The organism is Shewanella sp. JNE2 (assembly GCF_023159115.1).
Classification (GTDB): Bacteria; Pseudomonadota; Gammaproteobacteria; order Enterobacterales; family Shewanellaceae; genus Shewanella; species Shewanella putrefaciens.
Map to the genome: position 1 here is coordinate 3,743,395 of NZ_CP096169.1, position 19,603 is coordinate 3,762,997.

A 19,603-nucleotide genomic window follows, 5' to 3' on the forward strand; every position below is an offset into this window, starting at 1 on the left:
GTGTTAAGCAGCCCAAGATATTTGATGCAAGGAGTCACCCGTGCCAAATACCTCTATACGCTTTTTGGTGCTGCTACTCTTGCTCTGTAGTTGTATGACTTCAGCACAAGGGCTGAATGTCAACGAGTTACCCGTAACCCTTCAAGCATTACTAGAACGCTCCGGTCGCGATAACCTTATCGAGCTGGTTCAACAAGGTAATGCCAACCAAGGATTACTGTTCCAATCAGGTAGCGATAACAAAGCCGATGTCACACAAGTGGGCAATGATAACGATGCGCTAATTACACAGATTGGTTCAAACAATGAAGTCCAACTACTGCAAGTCGGCAGTCAAAATACGGCAACAGTGACACAAATTGGCAATGACAATCTCGTGCAACTGAACCAACTAGGAAGCGGCAACTTTTCGATTCAACAGATTGCAGACGGTGCTGCAATCTCAATAACTCAATATTAAACAGGGAGCGTCACATGAAATCACAAGCTAAAAAATCACTTATTGCTTTAGCTATTGCAACAGGTTTAAGCGGTCAAGCCTTTGCAGCCAGTACAGTGAGTGAAATTAGCGTAGTACAGTCAGGCCAAGGCCAAGACACTTTAGTTTCACAAACGGGTGCCCTTAATGCTGCTGCGGTTGTGCAAACAGGTACAGATCAAACCGCTACCGTAATCCAAGACGGGCTATGGCATGAAGCGGCTATCAACTCCGCAGGTACTGACAATAAAGTCCAGATAACACAACAAGTTGACTGGCATGTGGCCAGTGCCAATGTTGAGGGCAACAGCAACTTTGTTAATGTTTCCCAAGACGGTTTCTATAACCAAAGCAGCAACGATGTTACTGGTAACGATAACACCGTCGTAGTGAGTCAATTAGGCGAATTAAATGAAAGCCAAGTTGAAATCACTGGCGCTCAAAACACGGTATCTGTTGAGCAAGAAGGTGATACCAACTTTGCAGTTTTCCGTGTTCAAGGCAGCAATAACGACGGCGACATCAAACAATACGGTGACAATAACCAAGCAGGGGTCATTGCACTTGATTTAACCGCTAACGTAGGTAACAACAACGACGTGTCTGTTGAACAAGTGGGTAACAATAACTTTGGCGCGGCTAAAGGCATTGCAGGCGACAACAATAGCGTTGATATGGTTCAAAAGGGTGATAACCATGTTGGTTTTGTTTATGCACTAGCGGGCAGCGATAACGATATTGCCATGGATCAAAAAGGTCGTGGCAACACCGCTTATCTTGCTATGACAACGGGTGACGACAACAGTATTGATATTACCCAAAATGGTAGCGGCAACACTATCGGTGATACTTTAGTGGCCGATATCCAAGGTGATGATAATGATATTACTATCACCCAAAAAGGCGATGTTAACGGTGCAGAGTTCCAAGTATGGGGCGATAGTAACGATGTAGATTTACAACAAAGAGGCGATGCTAACTTCGCCACCTTTGGCGCATACGGTACAGATAACGACTTCGACTTATCTTCTAAAGGCAATTACAACGAAATCGTTGCCTTCGCAGAGGGTGAAGACAACAGTATTGAAGTCGACCAAAAAGGTGATGCGAACTTTGCTTATGTCGATGCAGTCGGTAACGATAACGAAGTCGATGTTGAGCAAAATGGTAATCAAAACGAGAGCATAATTTCTATTGCAGGTAACAATAATGCCGATGCAACTGCACTTCAAAAGGGCGATCTTAACCTTATTGATTTGATTATCAAAGGCGATGAAAACACGGCACAAATTGCCCAATCAGGTAATAGAAACTGGGTCGGTGGTGACGATAGTGCCTCATTCACAGTTAAAGGTGACAACAACAGCCTATTGATCGCTCAAAAGGGGAATGACAACTTAGTGTTGGGCTCTCAAGCTGGCAATAACAACAGCATCAGCGTGAACCAATCAGGCAATATGAACATTGCCACTGTAGTGCAATACTAATAAATACTGCTAAACCGCCATAGCTAACTCTTTGGTGTTGTTTGATAAAATGGTATAAAAAAAGCGGGAATGTTTACATAAACATTCCCGCTTTTCTATTTTGATATGCCAGCAATCATTAACATTAACCACTCAAAGCAACAGGCAAATGACCACACCCTTTGCAGGTTAACTACATAGCTCAAAGTGAGTTTGATAGGTTTGCGCCCAACGTAAAAGCTCAACCCGATTACGAGACTGGGTCTTGCGGAAAATAGAGGAAATGTGTGCTTTTACTGTATGTTCGCTGATGCATAACCTATGGGCAATTTCTTTATTCCTTGCGCCACTGGATACAAATTGAATAATGGTACGTTCACGGGATGTCAGCATCTGCAGCATAGCCACTGTATCGGAGGGCATCTCATTATTACCCTCTAACTTTTGTACGACACGGCGAAACATTTTGCTTAGCAACGTTCTATCGTACCAAAGCTCCTCTGCCACCATTTTACGTAAACCCGTTAACATCAGATCCATACGTTGATCGGCAAATAAAATACCTCGAATGCCGAGTAACATTGCAGATTCTTGGTCTAAGGAGTCTCGCTCAACTTGATACAGCGCCACAGGAAAATGTGACACTAAACGCGAAGCCAGCAAAGGAATTCCTTTGTTATCTAATGCTGAACCTTTTTGGGTAATCAGATAAAAACTACGACGGCTTTTATCTAAATCCAATTCTGCGGCGTGCTTTACAATACGCGTTTTCAAACCTATGGATTCAGCGAGTAACGCTAAATGACATGGCGCGGCCATTTGGTGTAAAAAAACCAATTCATTAATTGTGCTCAATGACTCTCCTCCCTGAAAAGTATTCTCTTATTGCAAAATGGTCTGTTTGACTCGTCTTCTAGTTAGATTTCTCAACATTCCATTAACCTAGTTAATTCTGACTAGTTAACGATTGAAAAACATCACCCAAATGTACTATTCCCTGTTTAGCCATAGTAAGTTCGACTAACACACCATCGAAAAACGGGTTATGAGTCAAAACCACTCGTTAAATCCACAGCCTCACAGCACTTGCACTGTTAAACTAGGATGAGCCGCCCAAAGTTGCAACATAAATTAAACATAAAGGTTAGTGCAAAAGTATGACAACGCTATGTCGTCATACTTTCATCAGATGTGCTTAGCGGGAGGAAAATCTTGCCACTCAAATAAACCGCATCATTCACCAGTCATACTAAGTGCTTGGTGTAAGTGCTGCTATTTGCTTATCTTGAAAACGAGACAACAAAGTCAGTGCTACTATCGCGCCAATAAGGGCAAAGAACATATCCGATTGAGTGTCCCATACATAGCCTTGAGTTCCCAAAAAGGCTTCAGCCCCTTCGCCGGTTGCCACAGCAACCCACCATTCGATCAGTTCATAAAACGCCGAAAAAGCGAGCACAAAACAAGTGGCAAGAAACGCACACCAAGCCCCAGGTTTAACAGCTTGATTACGCAACATAATTTCACGGGCGAGCATGGCTGGGATAAAACCTTGGGCAAAATGCCCGACTTTATCGTAATTATTACGTTCCGAGCCCATCCAATCAGCAATAGTGTCAAACAACGGCACTTCAGCGTAAGTGTAATGAGCGCCCACAAACAACACACAGCAATGTATTAAAATTAACAAATACGCCAAAGGTGTTAGCGGAAAACGGTTACGGGTAAAAAATAAAATCGGTACTGCGACTAATCCAGGCAAGGCTTCGAGCAACCAAGTAAATAGATCTGCGGGTTTTATCGCCGACCATATTAAAACTGAGAGGTAAATACCGCACCATGCGATTTTGTTATTCAATGTTTCTTCCTCTTATGCGATATTGTTCTAAATTTAGAATATTAACTTTAGCCATCTAGCCCTCCACACTGAGCAAAAAAAGTGCTACTTTGGTGGGTGAAGGTTGTCAGCATATCATAAGAAACATTTCTATTAATTAGAGGGTACCCATATCATGGCGAAACATTCGCTGGACAAGGATAAGATCAAGATCCTGCTGTTGGAAGGCGTCCACCAATCCGCGGTCGATGTATTTGAACGTGCGGGATATACCAATATCGAATATCACAAAGCCTCTTTAGGTAATGAAGCCTTACTTGAATCCATCAAAGATGCGCACTTTGTAGGGCTTCGCTCGCGTACTCAGTTAACTGCCGAGGTGCTGAAACGTGCCGAGAAGTTAATCGCGATTGGTTGTTTCTGTATTGGTACTAACCAAGTTGATCTTGCCACCGCCGAATCCCTTGGTATTCCTGTATTTAACGCGCCATTTTCAAACACGCGCAGTGTTGCTGAGCTAGTGATTGGCGAAATCATTATGCTGATGCGAGGCATCCCTGAGCGTAATGCCATCGCCCACCGTGGCGGTTGGATGAAAACCGCTGCAGGCAGCTACGAAGTGCGTGGTAAAACCTTAGGTGTAATTGGTTACGGCCATATTGGTACTCAACTTGGCATTCTGGCGGAAACCTTAGGTATGCGCGTGGTGTTCTTCGATATCGAAGACAAACTGCCGCTAGGTAACGCACAGCAAATCCATTCAATGGAGCAACTGCTGGCGCAATCTGATGTTGTAAGTTTACACGTCCCTGAAACACCACAAACCAAAGATATGATAGGCGCACCTGAGTTTGCCGCTATGCGTAAAGGCAGCATCTTTATCAACGCCTCACGCGGTACAGTAGTCGATATCGATGCCTTAACGGTCGCCTTAAAAGAACGTCACCTCGCGGGCGCCGCAATCGATGTGTTCCCCGTCGAGCCACAATCCAATGACGATGAGTTTATCACTCCTCTGCGTGGTTTAGACAACGTATTACTCACGCCGCACGTCGGTGGTAGTACGGCTGAGGCTCAGGAAAACATTGGTATTGAAGTGGCTGGTAAGTTAGCGAAATATTCAGACAACGGCTCAACCGTGTCTGCGGTTAACTTCCCTGAAGTGTCGCTGCCAACGCATAAAGGCACCTCACGCTTACTGCATATTCACCAAAACCGCCCTGGCGTACTGATCAAGATCAACCAAGCCTTCTCGGAAAAAGGCATCAACATCGCCGCCCAATATCTGCAAACTACCGCAGAAATTGGTTATGTCGTGATGGAAGTTGATACCACTCAAGCGGAAGAAGCCTTAGTTGAGCTCAAAGCGATTGAAGGCACACTGCGTACCCGCGTACTGTTTTAAGATATTAATCCAACCGCATACGCGTATTGGCTAAAGTACACATTAAGGCGCATATATCATTCACAGATATGTGCGCCTTATGCTTTTGAGCAAACTGGAATTCCGTTACAATCTAGCCTCTCACATCGTCTTCATTTTCAGGATCTCGCTATGACTATTTCAGTTTCTACACCCCATTGGGATCTGGACGCTACCTTGCCTCCACTTATGCTTGCCAACTTATCTCATATGGGCCTCATCAAAGTCGTTGGAGAACAAGGCCGTAGTTTTATCCATGGCCAAGTGACCACAGACATCAGCTCATTGGCCACGGATCAATGGCGCTGGGGCGCCCATTGCGATCCTAAAGGTAAAATGCTGGCCAGTTTCAGAACCTTTGCCATCCAAGAGGCACTCTTTATGTTGATGCCAAAGGGTGCTATCGAAGTCGATTTACCCCAGCTACAAAAATATGCGGTATTTAGCAAAGCTACCTTAAGCAATGCATCCGGTGAATGGACTTTACTCGGCGTTGCCGGCGAACAAGCCTGCCAATTTGTGAAACAGCATTTTGGTGATATTCAGCAAGAACTCACACTCATTGAAAATGGTGCGATTTTAAAAGACGCGGATAGATTTATTTTGGTTCTGCAACCAGAAACCGCAAACACCCTCGTTGCTAAGCACACAGTATTTGATGCCACCGCTTGGCAAGCATTAGAAATTGCAGCGGGTTATCCTAACCTTGCCGCCAGTCATGCCCACCAGTACGTACCACAAATGTGTAACCTGCAAGCTGTTAATGGTATCAGCTTTAATAAAGGCTGCTACATGGGACAAGAAACCGTCGCCCGCATGAAGTACCGCGGCGGAAATAAGCGCGCACTTTACATTCTCCATGGCACAACCTCGTTAACGGTGGATCTGGAAACTAGCCTTGAAATTGCGATGAAAGACGGTTATCGCAAAGGGGGGCAAATCATTGAATTTGTGCAACGCGGTAATCAAGTATTGCTGACTGCCGTACTGGCTAACGATACCGAAAATGACGCTAAACTGCGTTTTGCTGACGATGAGCAATCAAGCTTGACAATTCAAGCCTTACCTTACTCACTAGATGAAGCATAACCCTTTATTTTATAAACGATAAAGGCGCCATGTGCGCCTTTATTTTCACTAAGATTTAATCCTCAATGCTCTAAATAGGTATCTCGAATCGCAATGACTTCTGGCAGGATTTGTTTAAATGCCTCCACCAGCTTAGGGTCAAAATGCTTACCGGCTTGGTTTTCGAGTAACTCCATTGTTGCCTCTATGGTCCAAGGCTGTTTATACGGTCGCTGGGATGTTAGCGCATCGAACACGTCCGCAATCGCGGTGATACGGCCTTCAATTGGGATATTCTCACCCATTAACCCATTGGGGTAGCCTGAACCATCCCATTTTTCGTGGTGAGTCAAGGCGATACGACGGGCCATTTGTAATAGAGGGTCGCTATGCTCACCGATAATTTCTGCACCTATGGCGGCGTGCTGTTGCATAATTTCCCATTCTTCAGGGTCTAGCTTACCCGGTTTTTTTAATACGGCATCGGGTGTACCTATTTTGCCTATATCGTGCATCGGTGCTGCATTATAAAGCAAGTCGCAAAAAGTCGTTGGTAAACCAAGCCTTATCGCAAGTAACCGCGCATAGTGACTCATACGTACCACATGTAAGCCTGTTTCATTATCTTTATATTCTGCGGCACGGCCAAGGCGACGAATAATTTCGAAACGCGTATCTTCTAGCTCTTGTGTTCTTTCTTTAACTTGTTGTTCTAAAAGTCGCTTTTGATCATACAATGCAAGATGCGTTTTAACTCGCGTCTTAACAACTGGCGCACTGACAGGCTTAGTAATGTAATCGACTGCACCCAACTCAAAACCTTGGGTTTCATCAGCCACTTCAGATAATGCGGTAACAAAAATAACGGGGATATGGCATGTCAGTGGCTCTTGTTTTAATAACTTACAAACCTCATAGCCATTCATTCCCGGCATCATTACATCCAATAAAATGAGATCCGGCAAGGATTTAGCGACGAGTGCCAACGCCCTTGGTCCATCAATAGCCACTTTGACTTTATAATCTTCTCCAAGAATACCCACTAAGATGTCGATATTCTCGGGAGTATCATCAACGACTAATATTGTTGCCTTATCCATTCACAACCTCGACTTATGCCAAATAACAAACTATTTTGTCCGCTCTTTTACCAACGCTATTCCATAGCCGATATCAAACACAGGCACATATTCGACACGTCATCCATGACATTAAGTTTCGGCTTATTGAGCTAGCCTTCCATCTTGATGTGCATCATTGGGAATGCGAATTTAACTCTGCTAAAACCTCGTCAATCAAGTCCACCGCTTCATCAAATTGATATTGATTAATCATCGCCAGTACCGGACTTAATTGTTGCCATAACTTGGTGCTCACTTGGGGTTTTAACGCATTAATCAGCTCCACCGCCTTAGCATCGGCCTCTTCTAAACTCTGACGTAAGTGGTTAAGCGCTATGACTAACTGTTCAGAGGAGAGTGGCTCTATCCCAATCTCAGAAATGTCCTCTAATTCAGGCTTTACTTTTTCGATAGCTTCACAAATAGAGGCAACCAGTTTTTCAATCTGCTCAAGCTCGTCCTGATAAGGCTGATTTTCACTCAAATGCAATTCTAATAAACGAGCAAGTTCGACTAATTTGCTCGAACTTAAATTACCAGCAAGCCCTTTGAGCGTGTGGGCAATACGTACGGCATCCTCCTGTTTATTTGCACTAACAGCCTTACGAAGCATCTCCACAACATTACGCTGACTGCTTACAAATCGATCAAAAATCCGTTGATACAAACGTGCAGAATGTTGGACAAGTTGCAATCCCCTATCAATATCTAACTCGGGATGCTCTGGCCATTTAAGCATAGTTGCTGGATCAGTATTGATAGGTTTATTTTTAATATCATTAACTTGTGCGTTTTCTAATAAGGTCGATTGCGACTTATCATCTCCAAGATATTTTAATAAGGTTTGATACAGAATATTGACTTCGATAGGTTTAGCGATGTGGTCATTCATCCCTGCTCTTAAGCACATTTCTTTATCGCCAGCCATGGCATTTGCGGTCATAGCGATAACGGGGAGATGTGCCAACTCAGGCCGCTGCCTTATTGCCATTGTCGCTTGATAACCGTCCATCACTGGCATTTGGCAATCCATAAGCACTAAGTCATAACTTTGCTGAGACAGTTTATCTAAGGCAATTTGCCCATTCGTCGCAATGGATAAAATAATACCCACTTGCTCCAAAAACTCTGTGGCGACTTCAAGATTCATCTCATTATCTTCAACTAAGAGGACACGCTTTCCTTTAAGTGGCAGTAAGAGTTGGGGATCTAACGCTTCATTATGCCGCCTCACCGGTAAGATTCCAGCCCTACCTAGGGCATTCATTATGCCATCAAGCAAGCGTGAGGCACTGATAGGTTTGCTAATATACCCCGCTAATCCAAGTTGCTCTATTTGTGTTAAAAATTCATGGTTCGCATGGGCAGACACCATTAAGATCCGCGGTGCGGCTTTAGCCTGCTGTTGGATCTGCCGTGCAGCTTCTAGCCCATCCATACTCGGCATCTTCCAATCAATTAATGCTACGGCATACTCATGCTGTATACATCGACTAACAGCCTCTTCGCCTGTGCGCACTGTATCAACATTGAATCCCATGCTCTCCAGTGCCGTACGCATAATGTCTCTAGCCGTCGCATTATCATCGACCACTAACACCGACATGCCTTCGAGCTCTTGACCTACCGTCAACTTTTGACCACTGGAAATTTGCAGTTTCACCGTGAAATAGAAAGTACTGCCATGCCCAAATTGACTCTCAACGCCAATATTACCTCCCATTAGCTCCACTAGCTGTTTACAAATGGCTAAACCTAGGCCTGTACCACCGTATTTACGTGTCGTGGAAGTATCCGCTTGGCTGAAAGATTTAAACAGTTTGGCTTGCTGTTCATCGGTTAAGCCTATGCCGCTATCGCGTACACTAAAGCGCAGCGTCACATCATCATTCTGTTGCTCGACCAAGTTGATAGAAAGTAATACTTCCCCTCTTTCAGTAAACTTAATCGCATTGTTCATCAGGTTGATCAGCACTTGCCCTAAGCGTAGCGAATCGCCAAACAAATGCCGTGGCACATTGGGCGCAACTGCAAACAATAACTCAAGTTGTTTGTGAACCACCTTCTCCGAGAACATATCACTGAGATCTTCGAGCATGGTATCGAGTTGAAAAGGAACGGCGTCAATATCCAGCTTACCGGCTTCGATCTTAGAAAAATCGAGGATGTCATTGATAATTGAGAGTAATGATTGTGAGGCTCGCTCAATTTTCTCCACATAGTTTTTCTGTTTTTTATCGAGCGCGGTCTGTAAACACAGCTGTGACATACCAATAATGGCATTCATTGGCGTGCGTATTTCATGGGACATATTGGCCAAAAAGTCCCCCTTTGCCTTACTGGCTGCATCAGCCTCCTCTTTAGCGATAAGCAGTTCATCTGACAACAGTTTAAGCTCGGTCATATCCACCATGCTGACAACTGCAGATTCAAATTGGTGATGACAGTCAAAAAGTGCGGAAACATTAACCGTCATCCACATTGGCTCACCGGAGGGGCGAATAAAACTACGTTCTCCACGATAGTGATCGACTTTACCATCAGCAAGATCTTTAAATTGTGCTTTAGCAATCTCTCTATCCTGTGGGCTAAGGACATCAAATATGGGAATATTACGTAATTCCTCTCGGGCTCGTCCTATGTCTTCACAGAATTGGTCATTACAATCCAGAATCAAGCCCTTAGCATCGATATTGATAATACCTATGGTTGCACCATCAAAAAGTGCCCTAAAGTGCGCTTCACTTAAGGCGAGTTCTTGCTCCATAGTTTTACGCTGAGTGATATCCATAACGTAACCATTCCAAATGATCACATCATCACTCTCTACGTGACCACTCGCACCAGCCTCCATCCAGCGTATACTGCCGTTAGGATGTCGATAACGAAACTCGCGGATCCACTGCAACTTATCGTCACTCTTACCCGCTAAGGCACGAACAACCTCAGGCCTTTCCTCATCAAAAATACGCTCTGCAATAATATTAAAATCATTCATTAAATTATCGCGTTGCAACCCTAGCATCGGCAGTGCGGCACCAGAAAGAAAGGTAAAGGCGCGATCAGAGGGAGAACGCCAACGCAACTGGTACACAGTACAAGGAATCGATTCAGTAATATTGGTCAGCTGCTGACGTGAGGCTTCAAGCTCGACAGACACGAGTTTGCTCTCGGTAATATCATCAATACTGCCATCAAACCAAAGTGGGAAGCCCTCTTCGTTATAGCTCGCTTTACCCTTTTCATGCACCCAACGGATGCTGCCATCGCGGTGGCGGATACGATATTCCACCTCAAAGGTTTCCTGCTGTGCCAATGCCTTATCAATATGCTGATGACACAGAGGACGATCTTCTTCCAGAATCAAAGATGAGAAGTTACGTTGGCGGTTTTCGATAAACTGACTTGCCGCATAACCCGTAATATCGGCGATATTGTCACTGATATATTCCATCACCCATACCTCGCCGATACGGGTACGGTAAACAGCACCGGGAATATTCGCCACCAAACCGCGAAAACGTAGCTCACTGTCACGGATTTTTTGTTCGATGGCTAATTTCTGAGTCATATCGCGAATGGAAGCAGCGACCTGTCTACTGCCATCCACATCGGCGGGGAGAATACTTAAGGCAATTTCAGCAATAAACTCGTTACCATCGGCCTTTACAGCACGGACATGACGCGCATTTGCCATGCTTCTATCGCGGCCATCACGTAAAAACTGTTGCCGATAACGCACATGTTCACTCCCTAGTGCTTGGGGCAATAGAGCTTCAACTTGCAGCCCTAACATGGCCTCAGCATGATAACCAAACAGTTGTTGGCAACGACTATTGCTAAAGATGATTTCACCTTTTTCATCAACAATCAGCATGGCTTCTGGTGCGGCTTCAAGCACGGCATTTGACCAAGCTGCCGCTGAAAACTGCTCTGTCACATCGGTAAAAAGCATTTCTACCGACATTAATTCGCCCGTCTCTGACACTAAGGGCTGCATAAAGACATCGAGGCGCCTTAAATGGCCTTGAGCATCAATCATTTCAACTTGGTGCGAAGGCACATTTTGGCCTTTTAAGGCCAAATCTGTGTATTGCCAATTTTTTTCATTCAGTGGATTTGCCGAGAAAAGCCGTTGATATTTTCGCTTTAATAACTCAGGTGCAATGCCAAGTACTTTCGTCACACCATCACTCACTTGGGCCAACTGCCCTGAAGGTTCGAGTGAACAGTAAAAAGATTTATCACTCATACCGTCAATTAAGCGAGCAAAGCGGTTACCACGGGAGTCGAGAATGGCCTGTTCACGCTCAGCTAATAGCTCGGCCATTTGATTAAAGGTCTGGCTTAAGGTCACAATTTCGCTCACCGCACCTTTAGGAATAACAAGTTGTTGTGCTTTACCTTGACCAAAGGCGAGAATGCCTAATTCCAGTAACTCTAACGGTCGGGTCAGGCGTTTTGCTGTTAAATAGCAGGTCAGCAATAACAGCAAAGTTAACAAACTTAAATCCAGCACAATGGAAGCAATATCATCGAGTAATGCCGTGAATAATTCCTGCTCTGGCACCATAACGACGACGCGCCATTTCAATTTAGGCACAGTTGCAACACTGGCAAGATAGCTAATCCCCTGCACATCGACAAACCTTGCCTGTCCATCGAGATTTTTCTCTTGGAGTAACCAAAAGTCCCCATTGTGTTTCATGCTCTTATCGAGCCACTGCGCCGAGGTTGTGGAAAGTATTTTGTCTCTATCGGCATGAAAAATGAGTCGTTCCTGATCGTCTAATATGACTAAGCGATTCGACGCAACACCTAGTTGGCTAGGTAATCTATCGAGGGCGAGATCGACAGTAGCCACACCAAAATAATGATCTAAAACGCCAAAAGGGGCGGAGTAAGTGACCATAAGGACATTGCCAGCACCCTCATCAAAATATGCCTTAGACCAATAGCCATTGGCTTGATTAATGGCATTCGTCCACCAGTCCCAAGAACCATCGGTGTAATCATAGCCTTCGGCACCAATATCGAGGTAATGCAACGCCTCGCCAGCGCGGTATACATAAGGAGAAAAGAGTTTTCGATTAGGAAATACATCGGGTTTAAACGCAACAGCAGTACCAAAAAAGTCTGGGTTTCGCTCCAAACGATTCATCAATACCTGTTTGACGTTATCGATATCATTAAATCCCTCTTTATTGGATAAAAAACCGATAAAATCTGCCAGTCCTTGGGTGTTCGCTTGGGCATGTTCGAGGATAAGTTGTAAGCGAGAAGCCGAATGGCTAGCCTGCTGTTCTAATTTTTCATAGAGCGTTTTTCTAATGCTTGATATTTAAACCAAGAATTTACGCCATACACACCCGTCATAATTAAAATCAAAGGCAAGGCGATGTGAGATAAAATTCTACTGCGGAAGGTACGAAGTTTACTTCTATCCATAGCATCGCCCCAAAGTCATCGAGTTTAAAAGCACACGTCGTTAAACAGCACTTATATAAAGTAAACGAAGAACCATGAGGCGACAATCCTTAGCGTTAAAATAATGTGAAGTAATTTATTGTTTTAACAGCACTAATAAATAGTCTCTACGTTGCGGCTTGGGAGCATTCGCGCAAAGTAATGTTGAGTCTCGGCAATAATGATATGACGCAAACCCACAATGGCAATCAAATTAGGGATAGCCATTAGGCCATTGACAGTATCGGCTAATAACCAAATCACATCTAATTTAATAAATGCCCCTCCCGCGATTAAGATAAGAAAAACCACTTGATACACACGTAAGCCGCGCTCACCCACCAGATAGTACCAGCAGCGTTCACCATAATAATGCCAACCTAAAATGGTCGTAAAAGCAAAACAAACGAGGGCAATTGTCACTAAATATTGGCCGACAACCGCAGAGCCCCCGAGGGCAAATGCCGCGCTCGTCATTGCAGCGCCCGCGGTATCACCGCTCCATACACCCGTAATAATCAGCACTAAGCCCGTCATAGTACAAATGATGATGGTGTCGAAAAAAGTGCCCGTCATACTGACAAGCCCCTGCTCTACTGGTTCATTGGTTTTTGCCGCAGCTGCTGCAATGGGAGCGCTGCCAAGACCCGACTCATTCGAAAACACCCCACGAGCAATACCAATTTGAATGGCTTGAGCAACCGTCGCGCCTAAAAATCCGCCCACCGCAGATAATGGGGTAAATGCCGATTCAATCACAAGACCAAGCGCAGGCATAATCTGATCGGCAAAACTAATCAATATCCACAAACAGGCAAGGATATAGCCAATCGACATAGCAGGCACCAGCTTTTGTGCCACATTCGAAATGCGCTTAACGCCCCCTAACGTGACAGCCGCAACCAGCATAGTTAACACCACAGCCGTTAACCAAGTCGGCACCTCAAAGGCAATCGTCAGCGCATCGCTGATGGCATTCACCTGTGCAAAAGTGCCAATACCAAAAAACGCTACGCCAACGCCAAAAAGTGCAAATAACTTTGCCATCCAATGCAGACCAAGGCCACGCTCGATATAGTACATTGGGCCACCTGCTATCTGACCTCTCGCATCGGTTGTTCGATATTTTACCGCCAACATACACTCGGCATATTTAGTCGCCATACCAAAAAAGGCCGCCAACCACATCCAAAATAAGGCCCCAGGCCCTCCCATTTTGATCGCCGTCGCCACGCCAACAATATTACCGGTACCAATCGTGGCTGATAACGCAGTACAGAGCGCGGCGAAGGAGGATAAATCACCATGGCCTTTGGCGGGTTTAAATAATAGTCCGAGCGCCATAGGCAAACGAAAAACTTGGATAAGCTTTAGCCGCGCAGTGAGATAAATCCCTGTGCCAACTAATAAACAAAGTGTAATAGGACCCCAGACAATACCGTTTAGGCTGCTGAGCAAGACTTCAAAACTCATGATATTCCTCAATTATTAAACAACTTAAATTAATAAGGGAGGAGGAAAAGAAATGGCTGAGACACAAACACATGGCATGCTTAGTGCGCTTTTTCACCTGTGTGGATCGATCTGTGGCATAGACAACATACCCATTTCAACTCACTCAACCTAAAAAACGCCCACGACAAACGACAGGGACTGTGCAGTCATCCTCTCCTCTGTCCTTTTGCCTGAGCGTTTCGCGTCGCATCTTCATTAAGAACACGGCGACACTTTCGCCTTCGGCGCCACCTTTCCACACTATCAAGTGTAGCGGTAGTCTCTCCAGAGGCTCGTCCAGTAGCAGTCCACGCCTTACGGCACCTGAAAGAGTGCTTTGCTTCTCATCCCTGCAACTGATTTTAAAAATCGAGTGTGGGATAAAAAGACAAAGTTGCCTCGTCGGTGTGGGGTTAATTCCCCACTCTCCTGCTACCTTCATCCGAACGGATTGTTAACTCAATATCAGCATATTGATTTAACAGGGCGCACAGCATGCAACAAACCCGTTAAGAGCTCAAGCCTGTTTGCTCACAGTTATTGACCCACACGCCTATTTGGTGAATTTTTGAGCACACTTGTTTTTCGGTGTTTGAGATAACATGGTTACACTGGCCAAATCTAAAGTGAACTTTTTAATAGAAATATCAGTATCTATGTGAATACAAATTGCTTTATGTTTATCCTTTAGCTTGTCACGAACAATAAGGAACAGTTCAAATGACGGAAGTCGCTAAACTCATTCAGATCAGTAAAAGTTTTCGCGATGGAGAACTGCGCCATGCCGTACTGCAATCGGTTGACTTAGCGATCCATAAAGGCGATACCGTTGCGCTCACAGGGCCGAGCGGAAGTGGAAAGAGCACTTTGCTAAATCTTATTGCAGGCTTTGAAACACAAGATTCAGGTGAAATATTCCTTGAAAATAAATCAACTAAAAACTGGCAAGATAGTCAATGGAGTCACTTTCGACGGCAATCACTGGGGGTCGTATTTCAGCAATTTAACTTACTGACACCACTGAATGTAAAAGATAATATCGCGTTTTCCCTCAACCTTATCCAGCAATCATGGTCGCCCTGGTGTGATTATTTAGTGGATAAACTGGATCTTACACCACTGCTACAACGGCAGATTGAAGCGCTATCCGGTGGACAACAACAAAGAGTCGCCATTGCCCGTGCCTTAGCCCACAAACCCAGTTTGCTGCTTGCCGATGAACCCACGGGTAACTTAGATGACGTGGCGGGTAAGCAAGTGATGTCACTACTTTGTGAACTCGCAAGGGAAAGCCACACCAGCATTTTGATGGTCACCCATAGCGAGGAATGTGCGGCCTTTATGCAAAAACGCTGGCATTTATCCCATGGTGCCGTGGCAATTTCAGGATGACACGCGCCTTGGAAACACAAATCATGGCTAAAAAAACCATCAAAAACCAAGCGCTCATTAGTGGCAAACTAAGGCGAATAAGGCTAGGTTTACAGCTATTCTTGGCCCATTATCGCCACGCACCACTCCAAGCTGGCGCCACATTGCTAGGGATTGCACTTGCCGTAATGCTGCTTATTGGCGTCAAAGCGACCAATGACAACGCGATTCGCAGTTATAGTGAAGCCACCGAACTCCTAAGCCAACGAGCGGATGTATTACTGACTGCGCCAATAGGACAAGATACCTTAGACGAATCCGTATATTTCGCCCTAAGACAAGCAGGGTTCAGCCAAAGTCTTGCCGTGGTTAATGGTCGAGTCGCAGGTAAAGATGGTCAGTTTTGGCAAATTGAAGGCAGTGATTTAGCGGCAGCACTCACCTTACAGAAATCCCAAGCCAATAAAGAAAACGATACTCACACTCCCATGCAAGATCTCCCCCTTGCCGCACTGTTAAGCGGCGATCCTGTGGTGGTGATGAGCCAAAGTTTAGCTGGACAGATTGCCCCCAATGGTCAGCTTTACCTAGCGCAAACGACCCTAGAGGTTATCGCTATCGATGATAAATTTGGCCTAGGCAGCGCCATTTTAGCGGATATATCCCTTGCCCAACATTTGCTTAATCTTAACGGGAAACTCAGCTATATCGCCCTGTTTAGTGAACGAGACAAACTCCCTGCACTAAAATCCCAACTCGATAAATTGGAGATTACACCACAAAAAGCCAGCTTTAATCAGCAGGATCAGGGCCAAGCGCTTATCGCTCTCACTCGCAGTTTTCATTTAAACCTCAATGCCATGAGCATGCTGGCATTCGTAGTCGGACTCTTTATCGCGTACAACGGCGTACGCTATAGCCTGATGAAACGCCAAAAGTTACTGGTTCAGCTTCTGCAGCAAGGAATGGAACGCAGTGTCGTGATGGCGGCGTTGATGGTTGAACTCGTATTACTCGTGGTTGTAGGGGCATGCCTTGGGTTTATCATCGGATTACAGCTTAGCCATTGGTTACAACCTATGGTGGCAATGACATTAGAGCAAATGTATGGCGCCCATTTACTGCCAGGTATTTGGCAATGGACATGGTTATTTGAGGCGATAGCACTCACTTTTGTGGCCGCGTTAGCCGCTTGCTTGCCTTTATATTTAGACTTAACGAGACAATCACTGGCTCAAGGGGCTAATCGCTATCAACTCACCCAAGCCCATCGAAAAACCCACAGTAAACAGTTTATTTGTGCTTGCATTTTATTAAGCCTTGCAGCCCTGCTATTTCCCTTTAGCCAAAGTTATGATGTGAGTTTAGTACTACTCGGCATAGTCACCATAGCGATCCCTTTGCTGTTACCGCTATTACTACATTGGGGAGTCAGCATATTACAGCCCTTTGCACGCCAAGGTCTCTGGCAATACCTGCTCGCAGAAACTCGCGAGTTAATTGCCCCGCTCTCCCTCGCTATGATGGCAATTTTACTTGCCCTCAGCGCCAACGTATCGATGAATACCTTAGTCGGTAGTTTTGAGCAAACCCTACGCGCTTGGCTGGAAACCAGATTACATGCCGATCTTTATATCCGTCCACCGAGTCATCGCATTGAAGCAATACAAGCCCAACTGGCTAATGATCCAAGGGTAAGCGGGCTTTACCAGCAATGGCAAATAGACGCTCAACTTACGCTTAATAGCGCGAATAAAACCTCAAGTGAGCAGGCGATTCCAGTCAATCTATTAAGTCGCGATGATTATTCAGTGCGTTATACCAGTGCACTTAAAGAAAGTTTACCCACACTTTGGCAATCCTACTTTGAAAAACCCTATTTACTGATTAGTGAACCTCTCGCGATAAAATATGGTTTACAACTTGGGGATACTGCCGAGCTTGACGTGCTCGATAAAACGGGCCTATCGGATAATAACAAGCTGATTATTGGCGGAATTTACTATGATCACGGCAATACTCGAAATGAAGTCATTATCAGTCAAAACCTGTGGCAAAAAGCACAATTACCGATACAACCTATTAGCCTCGCGGCAAGTTTTTATGGCAAAAACCAAGCCAAGATAAGCGATACAGACCTTGATAAACTCGAAGCCCAATTAGCACAAGAGCTTGAATTATCAAGAGCACAAATCTACAGCCAGACCAAAATCAAAACCCAAGCCATTGCGATGTTTAAACACACTTTTTCGATTACCTTAGTGCTCAACAGTTTGACGTTAATTGTGGCGGCTATTGGGCTTTTTAGTGCCTGCTTAATGTTAACGCAGGCAAGGCAGGCGCCACTGGCCCGACTATATGCATTGGGCGTAAGCCGAAGAGCATTACGTATAATGGTTTTTGTCCAAATGTTGATTGTGGTACTTATTACCTGTTTACTCGCAATGCCAACGGGCGCGCTTTTAGGGTATCTGCTTATCCATAAAATCACGCTGCAAGCCTTTGGTTGGACAATCCATATGATTTGGGATTGGCTCGCCTACGGTCATGCTATCCTTATTGCGCTCATTACCTGCACTCTGGCCGTACTTCTACCCTTATATTGGCAAACCCGTAAACCCTTAGTGGCGAGTTTACAGCAGGAAACTTTATGATGAAAAAGCCAAAAACAAGGCAGCTGATAACGCGAGTAAACCCAACAATAGCCAAAACCATATTTTATGTTCTGATAGGGCTAATGCTGACAACTGGCTGCGATAAATCCCCTGCCACACAGAACAATCCCTCAAAATCTATGGGGAATGTGCTAAGCAGTACATCAGGTAAGGCGTCTTCAAATAGCGAGATATCCTTTGCGCCCGTCATCCAAGGTTACCGTTTCGAGTTTCCGCGAGATCACTTAGCCCATAATGATTTTAGGCAAGAATGGTGGTATCTGACCGCAAACCTAACCACGGAGCAGGGTGAGCAACTCGGCGCCCAGTGGACACAATTTAGAATTGCCCTTAACGCTGCAAATGCCCATAGGGAAAATGAATCAACGTGGGCAAGTCGGCAATTATATTTCGCCCATAGCGCCTTAACCTCAAACCATACTCACATGGCTCACGAAAAATGGTCACGCCACCACAAAGAGCTTGCCGATGTTCAAGCAATCCCCTATCAGATCCGCTTAGATAACTGGACATGGAAGAGTGAGAATACGACGTTATTTCCGGCAATATTAAGCGTCGAAAATGAAGATTTTAGTTACCAACTTAAACTTGATAGCCAAGCACCTCTGCAATATCAAGGCGATAACGGTTACAGCATAAAAAGCCGTGACGGTAAAGTTGCCTCCTATTATTACAGTCAGCCCTTTATTGATATTTCAGGTGAAATTATCCGTCACGGCAAAGTGGAGCACGTAACAGGTAAAGGTTGGCTCGACAGGGAATGGAGCTCGCAATTTCTCACTAAAAACCAACAGGGTTGGGACTGGTTTGCCCTACGACTAAACGATGGTTCTGCACTGATGTTATTTCAATTACGGGATGAGTTACCGCATGAATCAAAAGGGAATAAATCTATTTCAGCATTTTATAGTGCAAGACGCATGTTTCAAGATGGTACAGGCCGCAATATTAACTCTACTGATCACCCCAATGGCATTCAAATGACGCCACTCGAATGGCAATCAACCGTCAATGGTGACTACCCTGTTAGTTGGCAAGTTAAAATCCCAAGTGAGAATATTGACCTAACGATTAGACCACTAAACCCTAATAGCGCCATGCCTCTTTCAACCCCTTACTGGGAAGGCCCTGTGCAACTCACCGGCAGCCATACTGGTGTGGGTTATATGGAACTAACGGGGTATTAATGCCTTATATACTAAGC

At 44.9% G+C, this 19,603-nt stretch carries 11 protein-coding genes, 1 pseudogene and 1 riboswitch; of the genes and pseudogenes, 7 read left to right on the forward strand and 5 right to left on the reverse strand.

Features of this window, described 5'->3' with window-relative positions; all coding sequences use genetic code 11:
* Window positions 1-40: 40 nt before the first annotated feature.
* Both MZ182_RS16745 and MZ182_RS16750 read left to right on the forward strand, forming a co-directional pair.
* Window positions 41-460, forward strand: coding sequence for a curlin (locus MZ182_RS16745; RefSeq protein ID WP_025007565.1), 420 nt, complete (start codon window positions 41-43; stop codon window positions 458-460).
* 14 nt (window positions 461-474) lie between these two features.
* Window positions 475-1,965 carry a curlin gene (locus MZ182_RS16750; protein ID WP_011788186.1) on the forward strand — a complete coding sequence of 497 codons (1,491 nt, stop codon included), beginning with the start codon at window positions 475-477 and terminating at the stop codon, window positions 1,963-1,965.
* 168 nt (window positions 1,966-2,133) lie between these two features.
* Here MZ182_RS16750 and MZ182_RS16755 read toward each other — a convergent pair whose 3' ends face one another.
* Window positions 2,134-2,799 (reverse strand): helix-turn-helix transcriptional regulator, encoded by a 666-nt coding sequence (locus tag MZ182_RS16755; protein WP_014611267.1) that lies wholly within the window; start codon window positions 2,797-2,799, stop codon window positions 2,134-2,136.
* Between the two features lie 394 nt (window positions 2,800-3,193).
* On the reverse strand, window positions 3,194-3,802 hold the full coding sequence (locus MZ182_RS16760) for a DUF2238 domain-containing protein (RefSeq protein WP_011919924.1): 609 nt from the start codon (window positions 3,800-3,802) through the stop codon (window positions 3,194-3,196).
* 154 nt (window positions 3,803-3,956) lie between these two features.
* Here MZ182_RS16760 and serA point away from each other — a divergent pair, with 154 nt between their 5' ends.
* The gene (gene serA, locus MZ182_RS16765; protein WP_248066676.1) at window positions 3,957-5,186 is read left to right on the forward strand and encodes a phosphoglycerate dehydrogenase; all 1,230 of its coding nucleotides are present in this window, start codon (window positions 3,957-3,959) and stop codon (window positions 5,184-5,186) included.
* A gap of 150 nt (window positions 5,187-5,336) precedes the next feature.
* Entirely contained in the window at window positions 5,337-6,293 is a 957-nt protein-coding gene (gene ygfZ, locus MZ182_RS16770; RefSeq protein ID WP_248066675.1) for a tRNA-modifying protein YgfZ, read from the forward strand.
* Window positions 6,294-6,355: 62 nt separating this feature from the next.
* Here ygfZ and MZ182_RS16775 read toward each other — a convergent pair whose 3' ends face one another.
* From MZ182_RS16775 to MZ182_RS16785, 3 genes and pseudogenes are all read right to left on the reverse strand, one after another.
* The gene (locus MZ182_RS16775; RefSeq protein ID WP_248066674.1) at window positions 6,356-7,372 is read right to left on the reverse strand and encodes a two-component system response regulator; all 1,017 of its coding nucleotides are present in this window, start codon (window positions 7,370-7,372) and stop codon (window positions 6,356-6,358) included.
* Between the two features lie 154 nt (window positions 7,373-7,526).
* Window positions 7,527-12,841, reverse strand: a pseudogene (locus MZ182_RS16780) (PAS domain S-box protein).
* Between the two features lie 132 nt (window positions 12,842-12,973).
* Entirely contained in the window at window positions 12,974-14,332 is a 1,359-nt protein-coding gene (locus MZ182_RS16785) for an alanine/glycine:cation symporter family protein (RefSeq protein ID WP_248066673.1), read from the reverse strand.
* A gap of 190 nt (window positions 14,333-14,522) precedes the next feature.
* A riboswitch (glycine riboswitch) is annotated at window positions 14,523-14,652 on the reverse strand.
* A 421-nt stretch (window positions 14,653-15,073) separates the two neighbouring features.
* On the opposite strand from MZ182_RS16785, the gene MZ182_RS16790 reads away from it, so the two are divergent.
* Genes MZ182_RS16790 through MZ182_RS16800 form a run of 3 tightly spaced genes read left to right on the forward strand, consistent with a single transcriptional unit; the run spans window position 15,074 to window position 19,586 of the window.
* A complete protein-coding gene (locus tag MZ182_RS16790; RefSeq protein WP_011788178.1) occupies window positions 15,074-15,745 on the forward strand; it encodes an ABC transporter ATP-binding protein in 672 nt (223 codons plus the stop codon).
* Window positions 15,742-18,378, forward strand: coding sequence for an ABC transporter permease (locus tag MZ182_RS16795; protein ID WP_248066672.1), 2,637 nt, complete (start codon window positions 15,742-15,744; stop codon window positions 18,376-18,378). The genes MZ182_RS16790 and MZ182_RS16795 overlap by 4 nt, the downstream gene beginning before the upstream one ends.
* Window positions 18,375-19,586 carry a lipocalin-like domain-containing protein gene (locus MZ182_RS16800; RefSeq protein WP_014611272.1) on the forward strand — a complete coding sequence of 404 codons (1,212 nt, stop codon included), beginning with the start codon at window positions 18,375-18,377 and terminating at the stop codon, window positions 19,584-19,586. Before MZ182_RS16795 ends, MZ182_RS16800 begins: the two co-directional genes overlap by 4 nt.
* The last annotated feature ends 17 nt before the right edge of the window (window positions 19,587-19,603 follow it).

Bases quoted from the DNA above. Each gene is read 5' to 3' on its own strand.
- MZ182_RS16750 (WP_011788186.1), top strand. From the start codon at position 475: ATGAAATCACAAGCTAAAAAATCACTTATTGCTTTAGCTATTGCAACA.
- serA (WP_248066676.1), top strand. From the start codon at position 3,957: ATGGCGAAACATTCGCTGGACAAGGATAAGATCAAGATCCTGCTGTTG.
- ygfZ (WP_248066675.1), top strand. From the start codon at position 5,337: ATGACTATTTCAGTTTCTACACCCCATTGGGATCTGGACGCTACCTTG.
- MZ182_RS16775 (WP_248066674.1), bottom strand. From the start codon at position 7,372: ATGGATAAGGCAACAATATTAGTCGTTGATGATACTCCCGAGAATATC.
- MZ182_RS16785 (WP_248066673.1), bottom strand. From the start codon at position 14,332: ATGAGTTTTGAAGTCTTGCTCAGCAGCCTAAACGGTATTGTCTGGGGT.
- MZ182_RS16790 (WP_011788178.1), top strand. From the start codon at position 15,074: ATGACGGAAGTCGCTAAACTCATTCAGATCAGTAAAAGTTTTCGCGAT.
- MZ182_RS16795 (WP_248066672.1), top strand. From the start codon at position 15,742: ATGACACGCGCCTTGGAAACACAAATCATGGCTAAAAAAACCATCAAA.
- MZ182_RS16800 (WP_014611272.1), top strand. From the start codon at position 18,375: ATGATGAAAAAGCCAAAAACAAGGCAGCTGATAACGCGAGTAAACCCA.